The 17,578-nt window shown below is 66.6% G+C and carries 19 protein-coding genes; 12 read left to right on the top strand and 7 right to left on the bottom strand.

Annotated elements, in window-relative coordinates; translation table 11 throughout:
* Positions 1 to 19: 19 nt before the first annotated feature.
* On the bottom strand, positions 20 to 457 hold the full coding sequence (locus C1A15_RS14760) for a LytTR family DNA-binding domain-containing protein (RefSeq protein ID WP_101723269.1): 438 nt from the start codon (positions 455 to 457) through the stop codon (positions 20 to 22).
* 285 nt (positions 458 to 742) lie between these two features.
* Between C1A15_RS14760 and C1A15_RS14755 the strand changes: the two genes are divergently transcribed.
* Positions 743 to 1,177: a YjdF family protein gene (locus C1A15_RS14755; RefSeq protein WP_101723268.1), complete on the top strand. Its 435-nt coding sequence runs from the start codon at positions 743 to 745 to the stop codon at positions 1,175 to 1,177.
* 67 nt (positions 1,178 to 1,244) lie between these two features.
* Positions 1,245 to 1,814, top strand: a complete 570-nt coding sequence (locus tag C1A15_RS14750) for a CDP-alcohol phosphatidyltransferase family protein (protein ID WP_101723267.1) — start codon at positions 1,245 to 1,247, stop codon at positions 1,812 to 1,814.
* Here C1A15_RS14750 and C1A15_RS14745 read toward each other — a convergent pair.
* The 4 genes from C1A15_RS14745 to C1A15_RS14730 all read right to left on the bottom strand — a co-directional run bounded on the left by C1A15_RS14745 (position 1,811) and on the right by C1A15_RS14730 (position 4,502).
* Positions 1,811 to 2,725, bottom strand: coding sequence for an SPL family radical SAM protein (locus C1A15_RS14745; protein ID WP_101723266.1), 915 nt, complete (start codon positions 2,723 to 2,725; stop codon positions 1,811 to 1,813). The genes C1A15_RS14750 and C1A15_RS14745 overlap by 4 nt on opposite strands.
* Positions 2,722 to 3,432 (bottom strand): GyrI-like domain-containing protein, encoded by a 711-nt coding sequence (locus C1A15_RS14740; RefSeq protein WP_101723265.1) that lies wholly within the window; start codon positions 3,430 to 3,432, stop codon positions 2,722 to 2,724. The genes C1A15_RS14745 and C1A15_RS14740 overlap by 4 nt, the downstream gene beginning before the upstream one ends.
* A gap of 26 nt (positions 3,433 to 3,458) precedes the next feature.
* Positions 3,459 to 3,923, bottom strand: coding sequence for a zinc ribbon domain-containing protein (locus tag C1A15_RS14735; RefSeq protein ID WP_101723264.1), 465 nt, complete (start codon positions 3,921 to 3,923; stop codon positions 3,459 to 3,461).
* Positions 3,924 to 4,034: 111 nt separating this feature from the next.
* Positions 4,035 to 4,502 (bottom strand): GyrI-like domain-containing protein, encoded by a 468-nt coding sequence (locus C1A15_RS14730; RefSeq protein ID WP_101723263.1) that lies wholly within the window; start codon positions 4,500 to 4,502, stop codon positions 4,035 to 4,037.
* Positions 4,503 to 4,672: 170 nt separating this feature from the next.
* Here C1A15_RS14730 and C1A15_RS14725 point away from each other — a divergent pair, with 170 nt between their 5' ends.
* Together C1A15_RS14725 and C1A15_RS14720 are read left to right on the top strand one after the other, a co-directional pair.
* Positions 4,673 to 4,957 carry a helix-turn-helix transcriptional regulator gene (locus C1A15_RS14725; RefSeq protein WP_101723262.1) on the top strand — a complete coding sequence of 95 codons (285 nt, stop codon included), beginning with the start codon at positions 4,673 to 4,675 and terminating at the stop codon, positions 4,955 to 4,957.
* Complete coding sequence (locus tag C1A15_RS14720; RefSeq protein WP_180953115.1) at positions 4,944 to 6,227, top strand: HipA domain-containing protein; 1,284 nt, start codon at positions 4,944 to 4,946, stop codon at positions 6,225 to 6,227. The genes C1A15_RS14725 and C1A15_RS14720 overlap by 14 nt, the downstream gene beginning before the upstream one ends.
* On the opposite strand, the gene C1A15_RS14715 is transcribed toward C1A15_RS14720, so the two are convergent.
* Both C1A15_RS14715 and C1A15_RS14710 read right to left on the bottom strand, forming a co-directional pair.
* Positions 6,224 to 7,132 (bottom strand): helix-turn-helix transcriptional regulator, encoded by a 909-nt coding sequence (locus C1A15_RS14715; protein WP_101723260.1) that lies wholly within the window; start codon positions 7,130 to 7,132, stop codon positions 6,224 to 6,226. The two genes, C1A15_RS14720 and C1A15_RS14715, sit on opposite strands and share 4 nt — an antisense overlap.
* 9 nt (positions 7,133 to 7,141) lie before the next feature.
* Entirely contained in the window at positions 7,142 to 7,786 is a 645-nt protein-coding gene (locus tag C1A15_RS14710) for a GNAT family N-acetyltransferase (protein ID WP_101723259.1), read from the bottom strand.
* A 425-nt stretch (positions 7,787 to 8,211) separates the two neighbouring features.
* On the opposite strand from C1A15_RS14710, the gene C1A15_RS17290 reads away from it, so the two are divergent.
* The 8 genes from C1A15_RS17290 (at position 8,212) to C1A15_RS14670 (ending at position 17,549) form a co-directional block, all read left to right on the top strand.
* Positions 8,212 to 8,511, top strand: a complete 300-nt coding sequence (locus C1A15_RS17290; protein ID WP_245865041.1) for a helix-turn-helix transcriptional regulator — start codon at positions 8,212 to 8,214, stop codon at positions 8,509 to 8,511.
* A complete protein-coding gene (locus tag C1A15_RS14700; protein WP_146001868.1) occupies positions 8,508 to 9,068 on the top strand; it encodes a hypothetical protein in 561 nt (186 codons plus the stop codon). Before C1A15_RS17290 ends, C1A15_RS14700 begins: the two co-directional genes overlap by 4 nt.
* A 36-nt stretch (positions 9,069 to 9,104) precedes the next feature.
* Entirely contained in the window at positions 9,105 to 9,665 is a 561-nt protein-coding gene (locus C1A15_RS14695; RefSeq protein ID WP_101723257.1) for a hypothetical protein, read from the top strand.
* A 147-nt stretch (positions 9,666 to 9,812) separates the two neighbouring features.
* Positions 9,813 to 10,970 (top strand): serine hydrolase, encoded by a 1,158-nt coding sequence (locus tag C1A15_RS14690; RefSeq protein WP_245865040.1) that lies wholly within the window; start codon positions 9,813 to 9,815, stop codon positions 10,968 to 10,970.
* The gene (locus C1A15_RS14685; protein WP_101723256.1) at positions 10,967 to 12,145 is read left to right on the top strand and encodes a coiled-coil domain-containing protein; all 1,179 of its coding nucleotides are present in this window, start codon (positions 10,967 to 10,969) and stop codon (positions 12,143 to 12,145) included. The genes C1A15_RS14690 and C1A15_RS14685 overlap by 4 nt, the downstream gene beginning before the upstream one ends.
* Positions 12,146 to 12,743: 598 nt before the next feature.
* Positions 12,744 to 13,805 carry a phenylalanine--tRNA ligase subunit alpha gene (pheS, locus tag C1A15_RS14680; RefSeq protein ID WP_101723255.1) on the top strand — a complete coding sequence of 354 codons (1,062 nt, stop codon included), beginning with the start codon at positions 12,744 to 12,746 and terminating at the stop codon, positions 13,803 to 13,805.
* Between the two features lie 215 nt (positions 13,806 to 14,020).
* On the top strand, positions 14,021 to 16,459 hold the full coding sequence (gene pheT, locus C1A15_RS14675; RefSeq protein ID WP_101723254.1) for a phenylalanine--tRNA ligase subunit beta: 2,439 nt from the start codon (positions 14,021 to 14,023) through the stop codon (positions 16,457 to 16,459).
* Between the two features lie 223 nt (positions 16,460 to 16,682).
* Positions 16,683 to 17,549 carry a DegV family protein gene (locus tag C1A15_RS14670; RefSeq protein WP_101723253.1) on the top strand — a complete coding sequence of 289 codons (867 nt, stop codon included), beginning with the start codon at positions 16,683 to 16,685 and terminating at the stop codon, positions 17,547 to 17,549.
* Positions 17,550 to 17,578 lie beyond the last annotated feature (29 nt).

Raw genomic sequence — 17,578 nt, 5'->3', positions numbered from 1 at the left:
TGAATGTCTCACGCGGCGATTACAGGCCGAGCTTCCGCTTGATGGCGGGCGCGTATTGGCGCGACACGATGGCGGCTTCGCCGTTGTCCAGCATGAGCTGCAGGCGCGCGTTCAGGGCGGGCCGGATGGACGCGACGTGGTCGAAGTTCACGAGCATCTGCTTCGAGGCGCGTACGAACTCGGTGCCTGCCAGCCGCTCTTCCAGCTCGTAGAGCTTGAGCGGCGTCTGGTATACGGCGTCGCCGGTGTACAGGAACGTGCGACCGTCCACCGTCTCGGCATAGCAGACGTCGTCGACGTCGAGTCGGTAGGTGGCTCCGTCGCGCTCGCCGGCGAGCTTGCGGTCGAAGGCGCTCAGGCTGGCGACGATGCGTTGCACGCGCTCGTCGATGCGCGGGCAGGCCAGCGTGACTTCGATATCGGCGAGCCGCGGGTTCTCGGTGATGATGACGTTCATGAGCGCGCCTTCCGCAAGAGGGGACGGGTGGTTGGCCAACGCCGTCAGTATGCCGAAAGCGCCATGCGCGCACAAGGCTCGTCTCCCTCAGTTGCATCTGCGCGCATCCCAGTTGCACCGCAGCGCCTTCTCTTGCTATGATGGCTTCTGCGAAGGCGAAAACACGGTCCGGTTGGTAGTCCGGGCGCGAAGCCGGGGCGCAAACGCGCAGCCCGCCTCGTCAGTAACCTGCCTCCTTGGTTGTCCATCCTTCGCGCGGCACCACGACATACAAGGAGGAACATCATGCAGGTCATCACCTCGTCCACGCTGACCGTGCTCCATGACGGCCAATTCTGGGTCGGCATCTTCGAGCACGCCGACGAAGGCCGCTACGGCGCGTGCCGCGTCGTGTTCGGCACCACCGAGCCCACCGACGCCAAGCTTCTGGCGTTCGTCGCGCGACGTTGGGCCGCGCTGCCGTTCGACCTCGCGGCCGATCCGTCCCAGGGGGCGGACGCCGCGCTCGCCCATGCGAACCCGAAGCGCCGCCAGCGCGAGGCGCGGAAGCTCGTTGAGCGCGCGGGCGTCGGGACGAAGGCCCAGCAGGCCATGAGCGCCAGCTACGAGGCGCGCAAAACCGAGCGCAAGGCCGCGGCGCGCGAAGCCCGCGAGGCGGAAGCCGAGCACCGGTTCGCCCTCAAACAGCAAAAGCGCAAGGCCAAGCACCGCGGGAAATAGGCTGCGGCCCCCTCCGCTGGCACGTGGCGCGAGCCCCCTCGCGCCGACGACGTGGTAAGCTGTCGGCATGCCCTCCGCCCGCTCCCGCACATACGCGCTCGTGCTTGTGAACGCCATCACCGCGATGCGCCTCGTCGGCTCGTTGGCGCTGCTCGCGCTCGCGCCCCTGTCGGCGCCGTACTTCGTCGCGTACGCGGCGTGCGGGGCGAGCGACGCGCTCGACGGGTGGATCGCGCGGCGTGCTGGCGTGACGAGCGCGTTCGGCGCCTCGTTCGACAGCGTGGCCGACACGGTGTTCGCACTTGCGCTCGTCGTGTCGCTGGTGCCGGCGGCCGAGCTTCCCCTGCTCGTGTGGCTGTGGATCGCGGCTATCGTGCTCGTGAAGCTCGCGGCGCTCGCCGTCGGCTACGCGCGTTTCCGCGCGTACGCGGCGCTGCACACCTACGCGAACAAGCTGGCCGGTCTCGCGTTGTTCGCCCTCCCGGTGCTCTTCGCGTTCGCGGGCTCCGTGCCCGCCGCGGTCGCCGTGTGCGCCCTCGCCACGTTCGCTGCGCTCGAGGAACTGGTCCTCACCGTCAAGGCCCCTGTCCTCGACCCCAACGTCAAGGGCGTTCTCGTCTTCCGTCGGAAGCGTTAGAACAGGCTGGCCTGCGCGCCGAGGGGCTGGTCAGGCTTGTAGGCGGCGATGATGTCGGACATGCGCCACAGCAGGCCGTGCTGCTTGCACAACGAGCGGAACAGGGCGCGGTTCTCGTTTGCGCGGGGGCTGTTGCAGAAATAGCGGTCGCGATACGCGGCGCGGTAGCGCTCGGGCAGCGCGGGGTCGACGACGGCCAGGTGTTCGAGGAAGTGCTCCCGCTGGCGGTCGCGCATCGTGACGCCCGTCATGTGGAAGACGAACCGCGCGCCGGCCGCCGCCGCGCCCTCCACGACGCCGCGGATCGTGTCATCGTCGTCCGTCACCCACGGCAGCGTCGGCGTGAACAGCACGCCGCAGAACACGCCGGCGTCGGCCAGCTCGGCCAGCGCCGCAAACCGTTTGCTCGGCGACGGCGCGTGCGGCTCGATGATGCGCGCCAGCTCGTCGTCGGCCGTGGTGACGGTGATCTTCGCGATGGCGCCGCCCGCGCGCCCGATGGCGCTCAGCAGGTCGATATCGCGCGTGACGAGGGTGCCTTTCGTGTCCACCGACACGCCGAAGCCGAACTCCTCGACCAGTTCGAGCGCCCCGCGCGTCACGCACAGCGTCCGCTCGAACGGATTGTACGTGTCGGACATGGCGCCGATGCCCACGATGCCGCGCGTGCGGCGGCTGCGCAGCTCGCGTCGCAGGATGGCCAGCGCGTCGAACTTGACGCTCACCTGGTCGAAGTCGTCGATGCGGTAGCACTCGCTTCGACTGTCGCAGTAGATGCAGCCGTGGCAGCAGCCCCGGTACAGGTTCATGTTGTAGTCGATGCCGAACCATTCGTTTCCGTGCGTGCGCACCTTCTGAAGGATCGTCCGCGCGCGCACGACGGGGCAGGGGCTTGGCGTGGCATCGCTCATGCGGACGCGGGCTTCACGGGATGGCGGATCACCGTCTTGAGGTTCTCCGGCTTCGTGCGGCGCGGGTCGCCCAGGTAGATCTCGTGGTGCAGGCGCACCGAGGGAACGCCTCCGCACGCATCGAGCATGTCCATCATGGCTTCGGCGCTCGGCGGGTTCTCGATGTCGTCGACCAAGCCGGACGAGGAGATGAACTCCTCCATGCACGCGATGGTGGCCGGTTCGTCGTCGTAGGGCCCCTTGTGCATGATCTGCGCGCACGGCCCCTCGGCGAACCGCACGAAGCGGGCGCGCTGCAGGTCGAGCTCGGGCTTCTTGGCGGCAACCTGGTCGGCCGCCCAGCGATACACTTCGGGCGTGACGAAGTCGGGCTGGCGAATGAGCGAGATCCATGAGAACGCGTCCTTGTCGAGGATGCGCTGCCCGTCGAAGGCTTCATCGCTCGTCCACCACAGCCCTTCGAGGGGAGGAACCGTGTAGTCGAAGTAGCCTTGCGGTTGCCACGCGCCCATCTTCGACATTTTGATGGTGTAGGAGAATGCGTACAGCAGCCCCAGCGCGTCGGCGTACGAGCCGTTCTCTTCGTTCGGGTTGCCCGTGCCGGCCACCGCTATGAAATTCATGGGCGGCACATCCACGAGCGCGGGCACCGCCCGCGGCAGGTAGAGGTCTTTGTACTCTTTTGTGAAATTGAACGCGGCAGCCATGAGATCCTCCGTCGGTCGTAGGGATGTCAGTTGTTCGCGGCGCCCTTCCAGCGTTCGAGCGTTGGCAGCAGCGATTCCATGTAGGCGCGCGCCTCGTCCTCGGTGAAGGGCGCCTCCGGTCCGGTCATGTTGGACACGCAGATGTCCACCATGTCTTCCATGGTGCATTCGCCCAGGTAAGAGCCGTCCTTGTAGCACCACTTGCAATGATGCTCGCTGGGGGAGCCGTCCGCTTCCGTGCCCAGCAGGCTCGCGTCCGAGAGAGGCATGCCGCAGCTTTGGCATACGGCTTGCAGGGGCATGTCGAGCAGCTTCTCGACGGGCACGTTGAACGTGGTGGCGATCAGCTTGAGCACGTCGATGCTCGGTTGCGTGTCGCCGCATTCCCAGCGCGACACGGCTTGCCTCGTGACGAACAGGCGCTCGGCCATCTCGGTTTGCGTGAGGCCGTGGTACTCCCTGAGCTCGATGAGCGTGTCCTTGATCGCCATGAAAGGCTCCTTCTTCCGGTGTCGATACTCGGGTTTCATGGAACCACGGCGCATGCGGCCCCGTCAAGCAACAGCCGGTTGCCCGACGGGGCCGCGCGGCCATTGCAGGCGTTAGCGCAGGGCCACGTACACGTCGATGTCGGCGCAGGCCATGTCGTCGCCGGGCAGGTACGCCTCGAAGTCCACGGTGAACGCGCGCTGGGCGCTCAGCTCCTCGTCGGCCCAGATCTCCTCCCAAGCCTTGCCGACGCTCGCCACGCAGTCGCCGCCGCGGATGGCGATCTTCGCGTAGCGTCCGGCGGCGATGGTCCGGGCTTCCATGCCCTCGGGCGTGGCGGCGGGCGTCTCGCAGCCCACGAGCATCGTGTAGCTCATGTCACCCATGTCGTAGTCGTAGTACAGCCCGAAGCAGCCGTAGGGCTCGACGCGCGTCTCGGGGATGGTGCGGTCCATGCCCTCGCCCATGAAGCGCCCCCAAAGCTGGCCGATGGCGCCGATCTCCTCGGGAGAGTTGTTGGACGTGCGGATGGTGGGGCCGACGACCGTGCGCGCGGGAAGCTCGACGATTTCGTAGTTCATGGTTCGGATCCTTTCGAAGCGGTGAATGTTGACAAGGGTCACGATACCGAACATAACCGGACAGGGCATGTCCGGTTATGCGAGAAAACGTGTTCTATTTCCAATATCAACTATTCTTGATATATGCTAGAATACAGAGAATATCAAATAATCTTGATAGAAGGAACCCTATGGAGTGGAGCACGGTATACACGCTCGCACAGCTTGGCGAGTTCTTGAGACGGCGCAGAAAAGAGCGGGGCATCAGCCAAGACGACTACGCCGAGATGATCGGCGTCTCACATGCGACGCTCTCGGCACTCGAAAACGGCAAGCCCGTCTCATCGGCTACGCTGTTGAAAGCGGTCAGCTTTCTGGGCTTGAATCTCGTGGCGGTTCCTAAAGCTGCGCAGGTGTCGGTGTCGGTATCGCCCGATGGCGACGAGCGGGATGGTGAGGGCCATGCCCGCCTGTGACCTGCTGGTGTATCTGCATGGCAGCCTGATCGGCCGATTGACGCCGGCGAGGGACGGTGCGCGTTTCTCCTTCGATGCGCCGTACGTCGCTGCCCATGCGGGCGGCGCGCACCTGTCTACCGCGTTGCCTGTTCGGGAGGAGCCGTTCGATCGCGAGACGACGCGGAGGTGGTTCGCCGGTCTCCTTCCCGAGGATGCCAGGCTCAATGAGCTTCGCCGCTTTTTCGGCGTGCGCTCGGAATCGTATCTCGATCTTCTACGCGAGGTCGGCTGGGAGTGCGCCGGCGCGGTGCGCGTCGTTCCGTCTGACGGCAGCATCGGATCCTGCGACGTGGCCGGGTTCGTGCGGCTCGGCGAAAGCGAGCTCGCGCAACGGTTGGCGGCGTTGCCGACCCATCCGTTCGACAGCGCGTCGACCATGCGCGTCTCTTTAGGGGGGTATCAGGAAAAGCTCTGCGTCGTCGCGTTGAGCGACATCGAAGTCGACGACGGTCGCGTTCGTCATCTTGACGTAGGCCTTCCCCTTTACGGTGCTCCGACGACCCATATCCTCAAGCCGCAGCCGCACGGGCGCCTAGCCGGTTTGTGCGAGGGAGAGGCGTGGGCGATGCGCGCCGCCGGCTACGCGACGGCTACGGCCCGATCGGCGCTGTACGAGACGAGCGACGGAACCCCCGTCCTGCTGGTTCGGCGATACGATCGGACGCGGGTTGACGGGAAGATCGTTCGCGTGCATCAGGAGGACGGCGCTCAGGCGCTGGGTTTGGGGCCCGAGCAGAAGTATGCGGCAGAGCGGTCTCCCCAGAAAAGCGACCCGACGTTTCGGGGAATCGCCGCGCTGCTGGCAGCGCACGCGTTGGAGCCGTACGCGCAAATGCTGATCCTCTTGCGCCAGATGGTCGCCAATCTCGTCCTGGGGAATACGGACGCCCATGCGAAGAATTACTCGCTTGTGCACGATGCGTTCGGAAACGTGTCGCTCAGCCCGCTGTACGATGTGGTGCCCGCTCGCGAGATCACGCCGCACGTGCTCACGCTGGGCATGCGCATCGACGGGCGCATTCGGGCCGACAGGGTCGGGCGCGATCAGGTGGTTGCGGAAGCGGGAAGCTGGGGGCTTTCGGCTCGCGTCGCCGAACGCGAGCTCGATGCCGTGCTAGACGATCTCGAGCACGGCATCGAAGCCGCATCCGCGTCGTTTCCCCAGGCGGGAAGCAAGCATGCGCCGGGTGCGCGAGCTCGCGCCGCCGCCTTGCGGGCGGTTCGCTAGGCGTAGCGCCGCGCAACAGCTTGCGCCTGCTCGCGCAGCCAGGCGCGCACATCGGCGGGTTCGAGCACTTCGAGCAGCTCGCCGAACGACAGCAGGTAGTAGCGCGTGCGTTCGTTGATGTCGCAGACGAGCGTCACCAGCCAGCTGCCGTCTGCCTCGCGCTCGATCGTCTCCGGCGCGAACTCCTCGCGCACCCGTGCTTCCGCTTCGGAGGAGAAGCGCATGACCAGCCGATCGTTGCCCCTCATGTGGCCGCCCTCGTCGAACGCGGGCATCGGGCGCGCTTCGAACGTGTCGGGCGCGACGTCGATCGTCTCCCAATCGATGCGGAACAGCTTGAACGTGCGCCATGCCTCGCGCTCGCGGCACCAGGCGCGCAGGTACCACGACGATTCCTTGAACACGAGCTGCGCGGGCTCCACCGTGCGCTCGGTGCGGTTGCCCGCGGCGTCGAAGTATGCGAACGACAGCGGGTGTCGGCCGATGGTGGCGCTGCGGATGGCGTCGAACGCGGCCCGGTAGTTCGGCGGCGCGCCCCAAAACGAGAAGTCCATGTCGAGCCAGTCGACGTTCTCGCGTTGGAACAACCGTCCGAGGCGCGCGGCCGTTTCGTCGCTCGCCTCGTCTGCCGCGCCGGTGCGGTTGAGCGCCGAGAGCGCCGCCATGATGTCGCTCTGCTCGCGCTCGCTGAGCACTGAACGATCAAGCACGTAGCCGTCCATGAGGTGCACGCCGCCGCCCTTGCCGCGCGTCATGTACACCGGCACGCCCGCCGCCGACAGCGCGTCAACGTCGCGGCGTACCGTGCGCTCGGACACCTCCAGCTTGCCTGCCAGCTCGGCCGTGGTGGAGGTGCCGCGGTCCATCAGCAGGTAGACGATCTCGAACAGGCGCTGGGGCTGCATGGTGGGTCCTTACGCGCTCGGGCCCGGCGCGGCGACTGCCGCGTTCGCCCCGGCTAGGACCTGCTGCACGAACTCCGCGTGCAGACGGGCGCACTCGTCGAACGGGATCGGGTCGCGCGGGAGGCCGTCGAAAGGCGCGAGCTCTTTCACGTACCACGCCACGTCGCGCCACGAGCCGTCCTTCCAGCCGGCGTGCGGCTGCACCCACAAGCGCTCGAACCCCAGGGCTTCGTGCAGGCGCTCGCTCGCTTCGTTCGGTACGGTCACCAGGCCGTATGCGCTCAGGATGCCCTGCTTGCGAACCAGTTCCAGCAGCGCGTCGTACAGCGTTCGTCCCCAGCCGCCGCCGGTCGCGCCCTGCTCCAGGTACACCGAAAGCTCCGCGTTCCAGCGGTACGCCGCGCGCTCGGCTTGGGCGTGGGCGTACGCGAACCCGACGATGCGCCCGTCGCGCTCGAGGACGAGGCAGGGGTACGCGGGCATCACGTCGGACATGCGCGCGGCGAACTCGTCGGGGGCGGGCACGGCGACGTCGAAGGTGACGGGCGTCTCGACGTACGGCGCGTACACCGCGCGCATGCCTTCCGCGTCGTCGCGAGTGGCGAGTCGAACGGTCGCGCCATCTGCGCAGGAGGCGCGTGGGGGGAGGGCCATCATCGATCCTTTCGTGCGAGGGCGGGGCGGATTCGGTTGCGCAGCCACATCCTACCACGAGCGCGTTCGCGCCGTCTTTCGGCGGCGACGAGCAAGGCGTGCGGAAGGCGCTCCGAGTCACAGAATCAACCGCTGTGAAGCGATTCCGGCCTCTGCAAGGGCCCTCGTCGCGCATCTGACCGCAACCGTCGTGCATTCTGCAGATGTTTGCCCAGGTCGCATGATGCTTCGATGGCGATCTTCGGGGCGTTGAGCTTCACAGCGGTGATTTTGCGAGTCCGGCGAGCCATCCGCGACGGGTTGTCCGCGAGCTGCATCTGCAAAGCCGCGTCGATCGTACGAAATGCAATATATATTTGACATTATGGCAGACGAACCGTATAGTTGGTGAAAAGGCATACGAACTCGCGGAAAGGAGGGTCGAGATGAACGCAGCATCGTGGGCGGCACCCGGCAACATCGGGCGCATGGCCGGCACCGCACCGCGCGCGGCGTCTGCCGTGCCGCCGGCATCCGGCGCGACGGGCAAGAACCTGCGCATGAAAGCCGCCCGGGTTGCGTCCGACCTGTCCCAGGCCGACCTGGCCGCGGCGGTGGGGGCCACGCGCCAAACCATCGGCCTCATCGAGGCCGGCGGTTACAACCCGTCGCTCAAGCTGTGCATCGCCATCTGCAAAGCGCTGGGATGCACGCTCGACGACCTGTTCTGGGAAGAAGGCGCGTGACGATGCGGGCGCGTCTGCGCGCGCGGTTCTTCGGCCCGCGCAAGGAGGTCGACGAGCGCATCGTCGCCGAGTCGAACCGCATCTACAAGACGGGTTTCTGGTTGTTCGTCGTCGGCTACGGGCTGTATGTGTGGCACAGCTTCATGCTTTCGCAGGTGGCGTTCGTGAACGATCTGACTCCGGGATTCGAAACCGAGGTCAGCCCGTTCCTGAATTCCTGGTTCCTGCTCGTGTTCGCCATCGTGGGGCTCATGTTGGCTCGCAAGGGAATCCTCGCTTTCGACGACCTCGACGAACAGGGGCTGTTTCCCGTCGAGCGCTGTCTCAGCGCCTCGTTGGGCTCGGCGGCGGTCGTTCTCGTCCTCGCCACGCTCATGCGCGCGCTCGCCGAGTTCGAGCTCATGGGCCTCGAAGGCGTGAACTGGCTCGATGACGTCGTCATCGCGTGCGTGTTCGCCATGGAGGTGTTCGTCGCGGTGCTCGCATGCTCCGCGGCCTCGTACGCCGTCGCGAAACGCCGCCGCAAGCGCCTCGAAGCAGACCTCGACGACGAGTAGCGAATCCCCGATGAACTGAGAAGAAGGTGCGAGATTGTGAAATTTGCCCAGCAGTGGAGAGCGTGCGCCGGCCCGAAGGACGAGCGCGTTGAGACGGAAAGCAACCGCGTGTACAAGCTCGGCTTCGTCATGCTCTCGTTCGGCGTGCTCGTGTATTTGTACTACGATTGGTCGCTCAAGCAGGCGATGTGCATGCGCGACGTGCTGGCGAACGGCACAGGGCGCATGGAGTTCACGACGGCCGACCTGTTCTTGTGCGGATGGTTTGCGCTGACGATGATCGTCGGCATGGTGCTTCTCGTTCGCAAAGGGTTCGGGGACGACAACCGGTTCGCCGAAGTCGAGCGGTTTCCCATCGGCCACTACGCGCTCACATCGATCGCCTTCACCGTCGCCGTGGACGTGGTGGCGACGGGCCTGCGCGTGTTGGCGGAATTTCAAGTGCTGGGCGCGGGGGAAATCATGTGGCCCGCGGTGGCGTTCGGCAGCGTGTTCGCGCTCGTGGTGGGGATACCGCTTTTCCTGCTCGGGTTTTGGGTTGCTTTCAAATCTGCCCAAAGTCGTCGCAAGCAGCTCGAGCTGCGCTTCGACGAGTAACCTTCCCCGCCTCGGAAAGCCCGTGGCGCTCCTATGTTGTTTGGCCGTTGCGTACTTGTTTCCTTCCGTGCATTGGGGAATACTGCACAGACGGAAAGGCCCGGTACGGGCGCAAGGAAGTGGAGCGGATTCGCCGGAAAGGCTGCTGTGTCGAAGGTTCTCAAAACGATCAAGCATCGGCTGAAGCGTCAGCCCGCCCTCGTTGCGGGCGTACTCGTGGGCGCTGCTGCGGTGCTCGCCATCGGGGCGGGGACCGTTGCCGCGAACGCCGTGCATGCCGAGGACCCCATCGCCGTCGCCGACGAAGCGGTCGCCGCGCTTCCCGAGGCTGCCGCGCAGTCCGACGGCGACGCGAATGCGAGCGCAGACGCCGAGGTGGGGTCGCAGGCAAAAGCCGACCCGCGCGCCGTGGCCGAGGACGCCCGCACGGCGCTTGACGCCGCGTCCGGAACCGAGGACATCAACCTGTTCAGCTCGGTCACCGGCATCGTGCGCACGCTGGCCTCCGACGAGGCCGCCGAGGTGGAGCAGGCCATCGCCGCGTTCCACGATGCGGGCTTCGACGTGGGGTTCGTCATGTACGACCTCGCCACGAGCGAGGGCGTTGGCTATAACGCCGACGAGCAGTTTTTCTCGGCCAGCACGGTGAAGGCCCCCTTCGCGGCATTCGCCGCGCAGGACATGGTTGACGGCGGGAAAGCTTCCTTCGACGAGGAGGTGGTCGAGGACATCATCCTCGACGGCACGGGCGTCATGTCCTCCGACAACATCGATCGCTACGACCTGCAAACGGTCATGAGCAACACCATCGTGCACTCGGACAACACCGGCTACGGGCTGCTGCGCGAGCGCTTCGATCAGGGCGATTTCGAGGCGTGGTGCGCCGCAGCCGACGTGGACGCCTCTGCCTGGCAGGGCGAGTGGTATCCTTACATCACGCCGCGCGACTTGGCGAAGATGTGGCTGAACATCGGTGCGTATGTGGCCGAAGGCGAGGGCAACGCGGCATGGCTGTCCGACGCCTTGTTGCAGACGGATCGGTCGTTCTTGCGCGAGGCGCTGGGCGATCGGCACCGCGTTTTGTCGAAGCCCGGCTACGAAATAGACACGCCCTGGTACGACATGGGCGCCCTCAACGACGCGGGCCTCGTGATCGCCGATACTGACGCTTACGTTCTCGTCATCATGTCCGATGCCGATTACGACGACGAATACTACACCGATAACGAGCATCTGATCGTCGACCTCGCAACCGCGCTGGGCGCGATGCACGATCGCCTGATGTTCGAAGGAGGCGCAGCATGAGATCCGTTGCACGCTCGCACGCTCCCCGACCGAACGCGCTGATCGCAGCTCTGCTGACGCTTGCGCTCTGCTTGGGCGGCGGGCCGCTGGGCGGAGGGGCGGTTTCCCGTGCGTGGGCCGACGAGGCCGAGGAGGCGCAGAAGGCCGTCGACGACGCGCAGGCCACGCTCGACGACGCCGAATCGCGCATGGAGGACATCGCGGACGACTACGACGCCCTCAAGCAGGACGTCGACGAGTTGCAGGCGCGCGTCGACGAGATCACGGCCCAGGCGAAGGACGCCCAGCAGGCGGTCATCGAGGGCCGCGCCGCGCTTGGCAAGACGGCCGCGTACGAGTACCTCAACGGCGGCTCGTCTCAGTCGCTCGTGACGATGGTGCTCGAGGCGCAAACCTTCAGCGACCTCATACGCAACCTCACCTACCTCGGCTCGGTCATGCAGTTCCACGCCGACGAGGTGGAAGCCCAGAAGGAGCGCTCGGCCCAGTACGAGCAGCTCATCGACAGCCTGAACTTCCAGAAGGACGAGCAGGAGAAGAAGCTCGAAGAGCTGGAGGCGAAGCGAGCGGAAGCCGAAAGCGTGCTGTCCGAGGCGAACTCCAAGCTGGCGAATGCGCAGAGCGACCAGGCCGCGCGTCTGGAAGCGCTCAAGCAGAAGGCCGAGGAGCTGGCTGCGGCCGATGGCGCAACCGAGCCGGTCATCGACGAGAACGCGAACACCCTTGGTCGCGAGGATGTGGTCGATCCCGGTACGCCGGTCCAGCCCGATCCGAACCCGACTCCTCCGGCGAAGGATCCCGCGCCGTCGCCCGACCCTTCGCCCGAGCCGACGCCCGATCCCGGCATCAGCTGGTCCACCGGCGTCGCGTCCGCCTACGGCGGATCCACCGATCCCTACACGCCCAATCCGGGCACCACCGCGACGGGCGCCGTCTGCGACGACTACTCCATGGGCGTGGCTATCCCCATGTCATGGCCGAACTACCGCTCGTATTTCGGACGCACTGTGGAAATCTCCTACAACGGCCAAACCGTGCTCGCCACCATCAACGACACGGGCGGTATGGGCGGCGGCAGCCGGTCGCTCGACTTGCAGCCCGGCGTGTGGAAGGCGTTCGGCTTCTCGTCGTGCCTCGACTGGGGCCTGCGGACGGTCAGCTACCGCATCCTGTAGCCTCAACAGGCGTTTGAATGGCGCCGCCGCACTGCGTCTTTCTCCTGCTGCGAGTTAGCATGACCGGATCGGCACGCGCGGCCTGCCATCCAGGGGGCATCTTCGCTCCTAAAACACGCCACACAGGCTGTGGCGTGTTTTAGGAGCGAAGATGCCCCTTTGCGTGCGGTCCTCGGGTCCCTTGTGGAATTTCGCGCCGGTCGTGCGCTCATGTGCTAGACTACATCGTTACATGCGATGACGAAGACAGCGCCGCGCGACGGCGCCGCCATCAGAGACGGGTTCTCACCGGCTGAGAGGAACCCGGGCGGCGGGTGCGACGATTCCCTTCCGAGCAGCGCGTTTGAACGCGGACGCAGGGCGCGATTCCGTCGCCGCCCGGCGAGACGCCAAGTAGGATGCGCCGGGAGCTCCCGTCACAGAGCGAACGAGCGGGCGGCAGCGCGCAGGCGCAGCCGTCAACCGAGGTGGTACCGCGAGAGCCTTCTCTCGTCCTTGGATCGGGGAGCAATCCCCAGGGGCAAGGACGAGAGAAGGCTCTTTTTTATTGCGCCGCCGCGCGGGTGGCGCGAGGTGAGAGACGGAAAGGGACGGCACTATGGCAATCGTGGAGGAACTGGCGTCGCTGCGCGAGCAGACCATCGCCCGTATCGCGCAGGCGGCCGACACCGCAGCGCTCGAGCAGGTGCGCATCGGCGTGCTGGGCAAAGCGGGCACGCTGACGGGCTATCTGCGTCAGATGGGACAGATAGCGAAGGAAGAGCGCGCCGCCGTGGGCAAGACGGCGAACGAGGTGCGCGCCGCCGTGGAGGGCGCGCTCGCGGCGCGCAAGGAGGAGCTTGCGGCATCCGAGCTGGCCGCCGCCATCGACGCGGCCGCCGTGGACGTGACGCTGCCGGGCCGCGCGCAGCAGGTGGGCACGCGCCACCTCATCAACCGCATCACCGACGAGATCTCCGAGATATTCCTCGGCCTGGGCTACACGGTGGCAACGGGTCCCGAGGTGGAGACGGACTACTACAACTTCGAGGCGCTCAACGCTCCGGCCGACCATCCCAGCCGCAGCCTGGCCGACACGTTCTACGTGCGCGACCTCTCCGGCGCGCAGGCGGCCGTGCGCGGCGAGTCCGACGTGCTGCTGCGCACGCAGACCTCCGGCGTGCAGGTGCACGCGATGGAGGACAACGAGCTGCCCATCTACGTGATCGCGCCCGGCAAGGTGTACCGCCGCGACGTGGCCGACCCGTCCCATCTGCCCCAATTCACGCAGATCGAGGGCCTCGTCGTGGACGAGGGCATCACGTTCGGCGACCTCAAGGGCACGCTCGACTACCTCTGCAAGCAGATGTTCGGCGAGGAGCGCAAGACGCGGTTCCGCGCCCACTACTTCCCGTTCACGGAGCCGTCGGCCGAGGTGGACGTGAGCTGCGGCATCTGCCACGGCGAAGGCTGCCGTTTCTGCAAGAACACCGGATGGCTGGAGATCCTCGGCTGCGGCATGGTGGATCCGAACGTGCTGTCGATGTCGGGCATCGACCCCGAGAAGTACTCCGGCTTCGCGTTCGGCATGGGGGTGGAGCGCATCGCCTGCCTGAAGTACAACGTGCCCGATCTGCGCATGCTGGTGGAAGGCGACATGCGGTTCCTTCGCCAGTTCTAGGGTTTCTGGCGGGTCGGCGGGCGGCACCCAGTCGCTCGGCAGTCCTGCTCGCTCGAACAGCCCACTGGGCTGTTCGGCTCGTGCGGAACTCGCTTGGTGGGCACTGCCCGCCGACCCTTCGCATTATTGACGTTGCTGCCTCCCGTCTGCGCCCTCGGCCGTATCGGGTCGGGGGATTCAGTCAGACGGGCGCTTGGTGGAAAGAGGAAGAACTGATGAAAGTATCTCTGAAATGGTTGAGTGAATACGTGGACGTGCCTGCGGACACGAAGGCGTTCTGCGACCGGCTCGATTTGACGGGCACAGGCGTCGAGGCGGTGGAGAAGACCGGCGAAGCGTACGATGGCGTGGTCGTGGGCTTTGTGGAGACGTGCGAGCAGCACCCCGACAGCGACCACATGCACGTGGTCACGGTGGACGTGGGCGCGGGCGAGCCGGTGCAGATCGTGTGCGGCGCGCCGAACATCGCGGCCGGCATCAAGGTGCCGGTGGCCACCATCGGCGCAGTGCTGCCCGGCGACTTCAAGATCAAGAAGTCGAAGCTGCGCGGCGTCACGAGCTGCGGCATGTGCTGCTCGCAGCGCGAGCTGGGGATGGGCAGCAACCACGAGGGCATCTGGATCCTGCCCGAGGACGCGCCCGTGGGCGCGCCCGTCGCCGACTACCTCAAGTTGTCCGACACGGTGCTCGACCTCGAGGTCACGCCGAACCGTCCCGACTGCCTGAGCATGGCGGGCATGGCGCGCGAGGTGGGCGCGATGTACCGCACCGACGTGGCGTACCCGCAGATCGACCTCGTGGAGGACGCCGACGCCGTCCCTGCGGCCGACCAGGTGAGCGTCGAGATCACCGATAGCTCCCGCTGCTGCCGCTACACGGCGCGCGTCATCCGCAACGTGAAGGTGGGTCCGAGCCCCGACTGGCTGGCCGAGCGCGTGGCCGCCGCGGGCGCGCGTTCCATCAACAACATCGTGGACGTGACGAACTACATCCTGTTCCTGCTGGGCCAGCCGCTCCACGCGTTCGACTTCGACACGTTGGCGGGCGCGGACGGCAAGGCGCACATCATCGTGCGCCCGGCGGCCGAGGGCGAGCGGTTCACCACGCTCGACGGCGAAGATCGCGAGCTGGCGGGCGACATGACCGTCATCGCCACGCCTGAGCGCGCCGTGGCGTTGGCCGGCGTCATGGGAGGCCTCGAGACCGAGGTCACCGAAGCCACCACCACGGTGCTGCTGGAGGCGGCCGCGTTCGACCGTGCGCACACGAGCCGCACGAGCCGCAACTTGGGCCTGATCAGCGAGGCGTCCATGCGCTACGAGCGCGGGGTGGACGACAACCCGGTGGCCCTCAACGCCGATATGGCCGCCGCGCTCATCGCCGAGGTGTCGGGCGGCACGGTGTGCCCCGGCATGGTGGACGTGTGGCTGGAGAAGACCGAGCCCGTCGACCTGACGTTCCGCGTTCCGCGTTTCTGCGCCATGATGGGCGCCGAGATCCCGCGCGAGGAGGTCGTCGACATCCTCAGCCGCCTGGGCTGCGCGGTTGCCGAGACCGACGACGCCGACGTGCTGTCCGTGACGGCGCCGACGTTCCGCCCCGACCTCGAGCGCGAGATCGACCTGTACGAGGAAGTGGTGCGCCTCTGGGGCATGGACCGCATCCCGGCCACGCTGCCGGGCGGCCGCGGCCGCTACGGCACGCGCTCGCACCTCGAGCACGTGACCGACGTCATCAACCGTGCGATGTGCGCGAGCGGCCTCAACGAGACGATGACCTACTCGTTCGCCGAGCCGGGCGACCTCGATCGCCTGCGCATGAGCCCTGAGGGCCTCGGCCAGCCGGTGGAGCTCATCAACCCGCTGAACGCCGACCAGTCCATCATGCGCCAGAGCATCATCCCCGGCCTCGTGCGCAGCGTCGCCTACAACCAGAGCCGCGGCGTGAAGAACGTGCAGCTCTACGAGACGGGCGCCGTGTTCTTCGCCCATGAGGGCAAAAAGCAGCCGAAGGAGCGCCGCCGCCTTGCCGCCGTCATGGCCGGCGCCATGGGGGAGGCCGGATGGAACGTCGCGCCCGCCGCGTTCGACTTCTTCGACGGCAAGGGAGCGGTGGAGAGCCTCGCGCGCGAGCTGGCGCTGCCGAAGCTGCGCTTCAAGGCGCTCGCGGCCGACGAGGCGCCGCACTTGCAGCCCGGCCGCGCGGCCGCGGTGCTGTCGGGCGGCACCGAACTCGGCTGGGTTGGCGAGCTGCACCCGCTGGCGGTGGACGCGTATCACGCGACGGCGCCCATCGTGGCGTTCGAGTTGGACGTGGAGGCGCTCGCGAAGGCCAGCCGCCCGGCGCGCGACTACGTGGACGTGCCCACGTTCCCGGCCGTGTCGATGGACGTGGCGTTCGTCGTGGACGAGGGCGTCACCCACGAGAAGCTCGTGCAGTGCATGACCTCGGCGGGCGGCAAGCTCCTGGAGGACGTGCGCCTATTCGACGTGTATCGCGACGACGCGCGCGTCGGCGTCGGAAAGAAGTCCATGGCCTACGCGCTCACGTACCGTGCCGCCGACCGCACGCTTACGAGCGAAGAGGTGGACAAGGCGCACGATCGCCTGGTCAAGAAGGTGTCCGGCGCCACCGGCGCCGAAGTGCGCGGGTAAGCCGGCCGCAGCGGGCCGCTCCCCGCATCGGTTGGGGATCGCGGCCCGTTCGGCGCGGTTGGTGAAGATGGTGTGACTCCGCAATCGCCGACGATGCGCGGAATCGCGCCATCGGGCATAATGGGAGCATATGAACGTTGCGGACGCCGAGGGGCGTCGGCGCACATCGGGCGGCAGAGTTTTCTGCCGCCCGATGCATGATGGGACGAAAGACGGGGCGATCATGGGGCAGAGCCGAAACGTTGCGGTGGTGACCGACACCAACAGCGGCATCATGGAAGACGAGGCCGCGCGCCTAGGGGTGTTCGTGGTGCCCATGCCCTTCGTCGTCGATGGCGTGGAGTGCTTCGAGGGCATCGACCTCGATGCAAAGCGTTTCTACGAACGGCAGCGCGCCGGCGCGGACATCGCCACCTCGCAGCCTTCCATCGTCGATTTGGGAAAACGGTGGAGCACGCTGTTGGAAACGCATGACGAGATCATCTACATCCCCATGTCAAGCGGGTTGTCCGGGTCGTGCGAGACGGCGCGCAGCCTGGCCGAGCACCTGGACGGCCGCGTGCACGTGGTGGACGACCAGCGTATCTCGGTCACGCAGCGCGAGGCGGTGCTCGATGCGCGCGCGTGGCTCGACTCCGGAAAAAGCGCAGCTGAAACGTGCGCGCTGCTTGAGCAGACGAAGCTCGACGCCAGCATCTACATCATGGTGGATACGATGTCCTACCTCCATCGAAGCGGTCGCATCACGCCGGCTGCCGCCACCATCGGCTCGGTGCTCAAGATCAAGCCGGTGTTGCAGATCCAGGGCGATAAATTGGATGCGTTCTCGGTGGTCAAAACGCTCAAGGCGGCCAAGCGGGCCATGATCAAGGCCCTGGCCAACGACGTGCGGGAGCGTTTCGGCGGCATGGAGAACGTTCATCTCTACGTGGCGCACACCGATCGCGAGGACGATGCGCAGGCCTTTGCCGGCGAGGTGCGCGCGGCGTTCGGCGCCGCCGATGTGTACGTGGATCGCCTCCCCTTGAGCATCGCCTGCCACGTGGGGCCCGGCGCCCTCGGCATCGGCTGCGCCAAACGCCAGATCTGAGGCTCGGGGCGCGACGTTGCCGAGCCGTT

The organism is Eggerthella timonensis (assembly GCF_900184265.1).
Lineage (GTDB): Bacteria > Actinomycetota > Coriobacteriia > Coriobacteriales > Eggerthellaceae > Eggerthella > Eggerthella timonensis.
The sequence above is the reverse complement of the archived record's forward strand: the minus strand, read 5'-3'. Positions and strand labels throughout refer to the sequence as shown.

Bases quoted from the DNA above. Each gene is read 5' to 3' on its own strand.
- C1A15_RS14740 (WP_101723265.1), bottom strand. From the start codon at position 3,432: ATGGCTGCCGCGTTCAATTTCACAAAAGAGTACAAAGACCTCTACCTG.
- C1A15_RS14685 (WP_101723256.1), top strand. From the start codon at position 10,967: ATGAGATCCGTTGCACGCTCGCACGCTCCCCGACCGAACGCGCTGATC.
- C1A15_RS14730 (WP_101723263.1), bottom strand. From the start codon at position 4,502: ATGAACTACGAAATCGTCGAGCTTCCCGCGCGCACGGTCGTCGGCCCC.
- pheS (WP_101723255.1), top strand. From the start codon at position 12,744: ATGGCAATCGTGGAGGAACTGGCGTCGCTGCGCGAGCAGACCATCGCC.
- pheT (WP_101723254.1), top strand. From the start codon at position 14,021: ATGAAAGTATCTCTGAAATGGTTGAGTGAATACGTGGACGTGCCTGCG.
- C1A15_RS14750 (WP_101723267.1), top strand. From the start codon at position 1,245: ATGCCCTCCGCCCGCTCCCGCACATACGCGCTCGTGCTTGTGAACGCC.
- C1A15_RS14720 (WP_180953115.1), top strand. From the start codon at position 4,944: ATGCCCGCCTGTGACCTGCTGGTGTATCTGCATGGCAGCCTGATCGGC.
- C1A15_RS14760 (WP_101723269.1), bottom strand. From the start codon at position 457: ATGAACGTCATCATCACCGAGAACCCGCGGCTCGCCGATATCGAAGTC.
- C1A15_RS14670 (WP_101723253.1), top strand. From the start codon at position 16,683: ATGGGGCAGAGCCGAAACGTTGCGGTGGTGACCGACACCAACAGCGGC.
- C1A15_RS14710 (WP_101723259.1), bottom strand. From the start codon at position 7,786: ATGGCCCTCCCCCCACGCGCCTCCTGCGCAGATGGCGCGACCGTTCGA.
- C1A15_RS14735 (WP_101723264.1), bottom strand. From the start codon at position 3,923: ATGGCGATCAAGGACACGCTCATCGAGCTCAGGGAGTACCACGGCCTC.
- C1A15_RS14745 (WP_101723266.1), bottom strand. From the start codon at position 2,725: ATGAGCGATGCCACGCCAAGCCCCTGCCCCGTCGTGCGCGCGCGGACG.
- C1A15_RS14725 (WP_101723262.1), top strand. From the start codon at position 4,673: ATGGAGTGGAGCACGGTATACACGCTCGCACAGCTTGGCGAGTTCTTG.
- C1A15_RS17290 (WP_245865041.1), top strand. From the start codon at position 8,212: ATGAACGCAGCATCGTGGGCGGCACCCGGCAACATCGGGCGCATGGCC.
- C1A15_RS14755 (WP_101723268.1), top strand. From the start codon at position 743: ATGCAGGTCATCACCTCGTCCACGCTGACCGTGCTCCATGACGGCCAA.
- C1A15_RS14715 (WP_101723260.1), bottom strand. From the start codon at position 7,132: ATGCAGCCCCAGCGCCTGTTCGAGATCGTCTACCTGCTGATGGACCGC.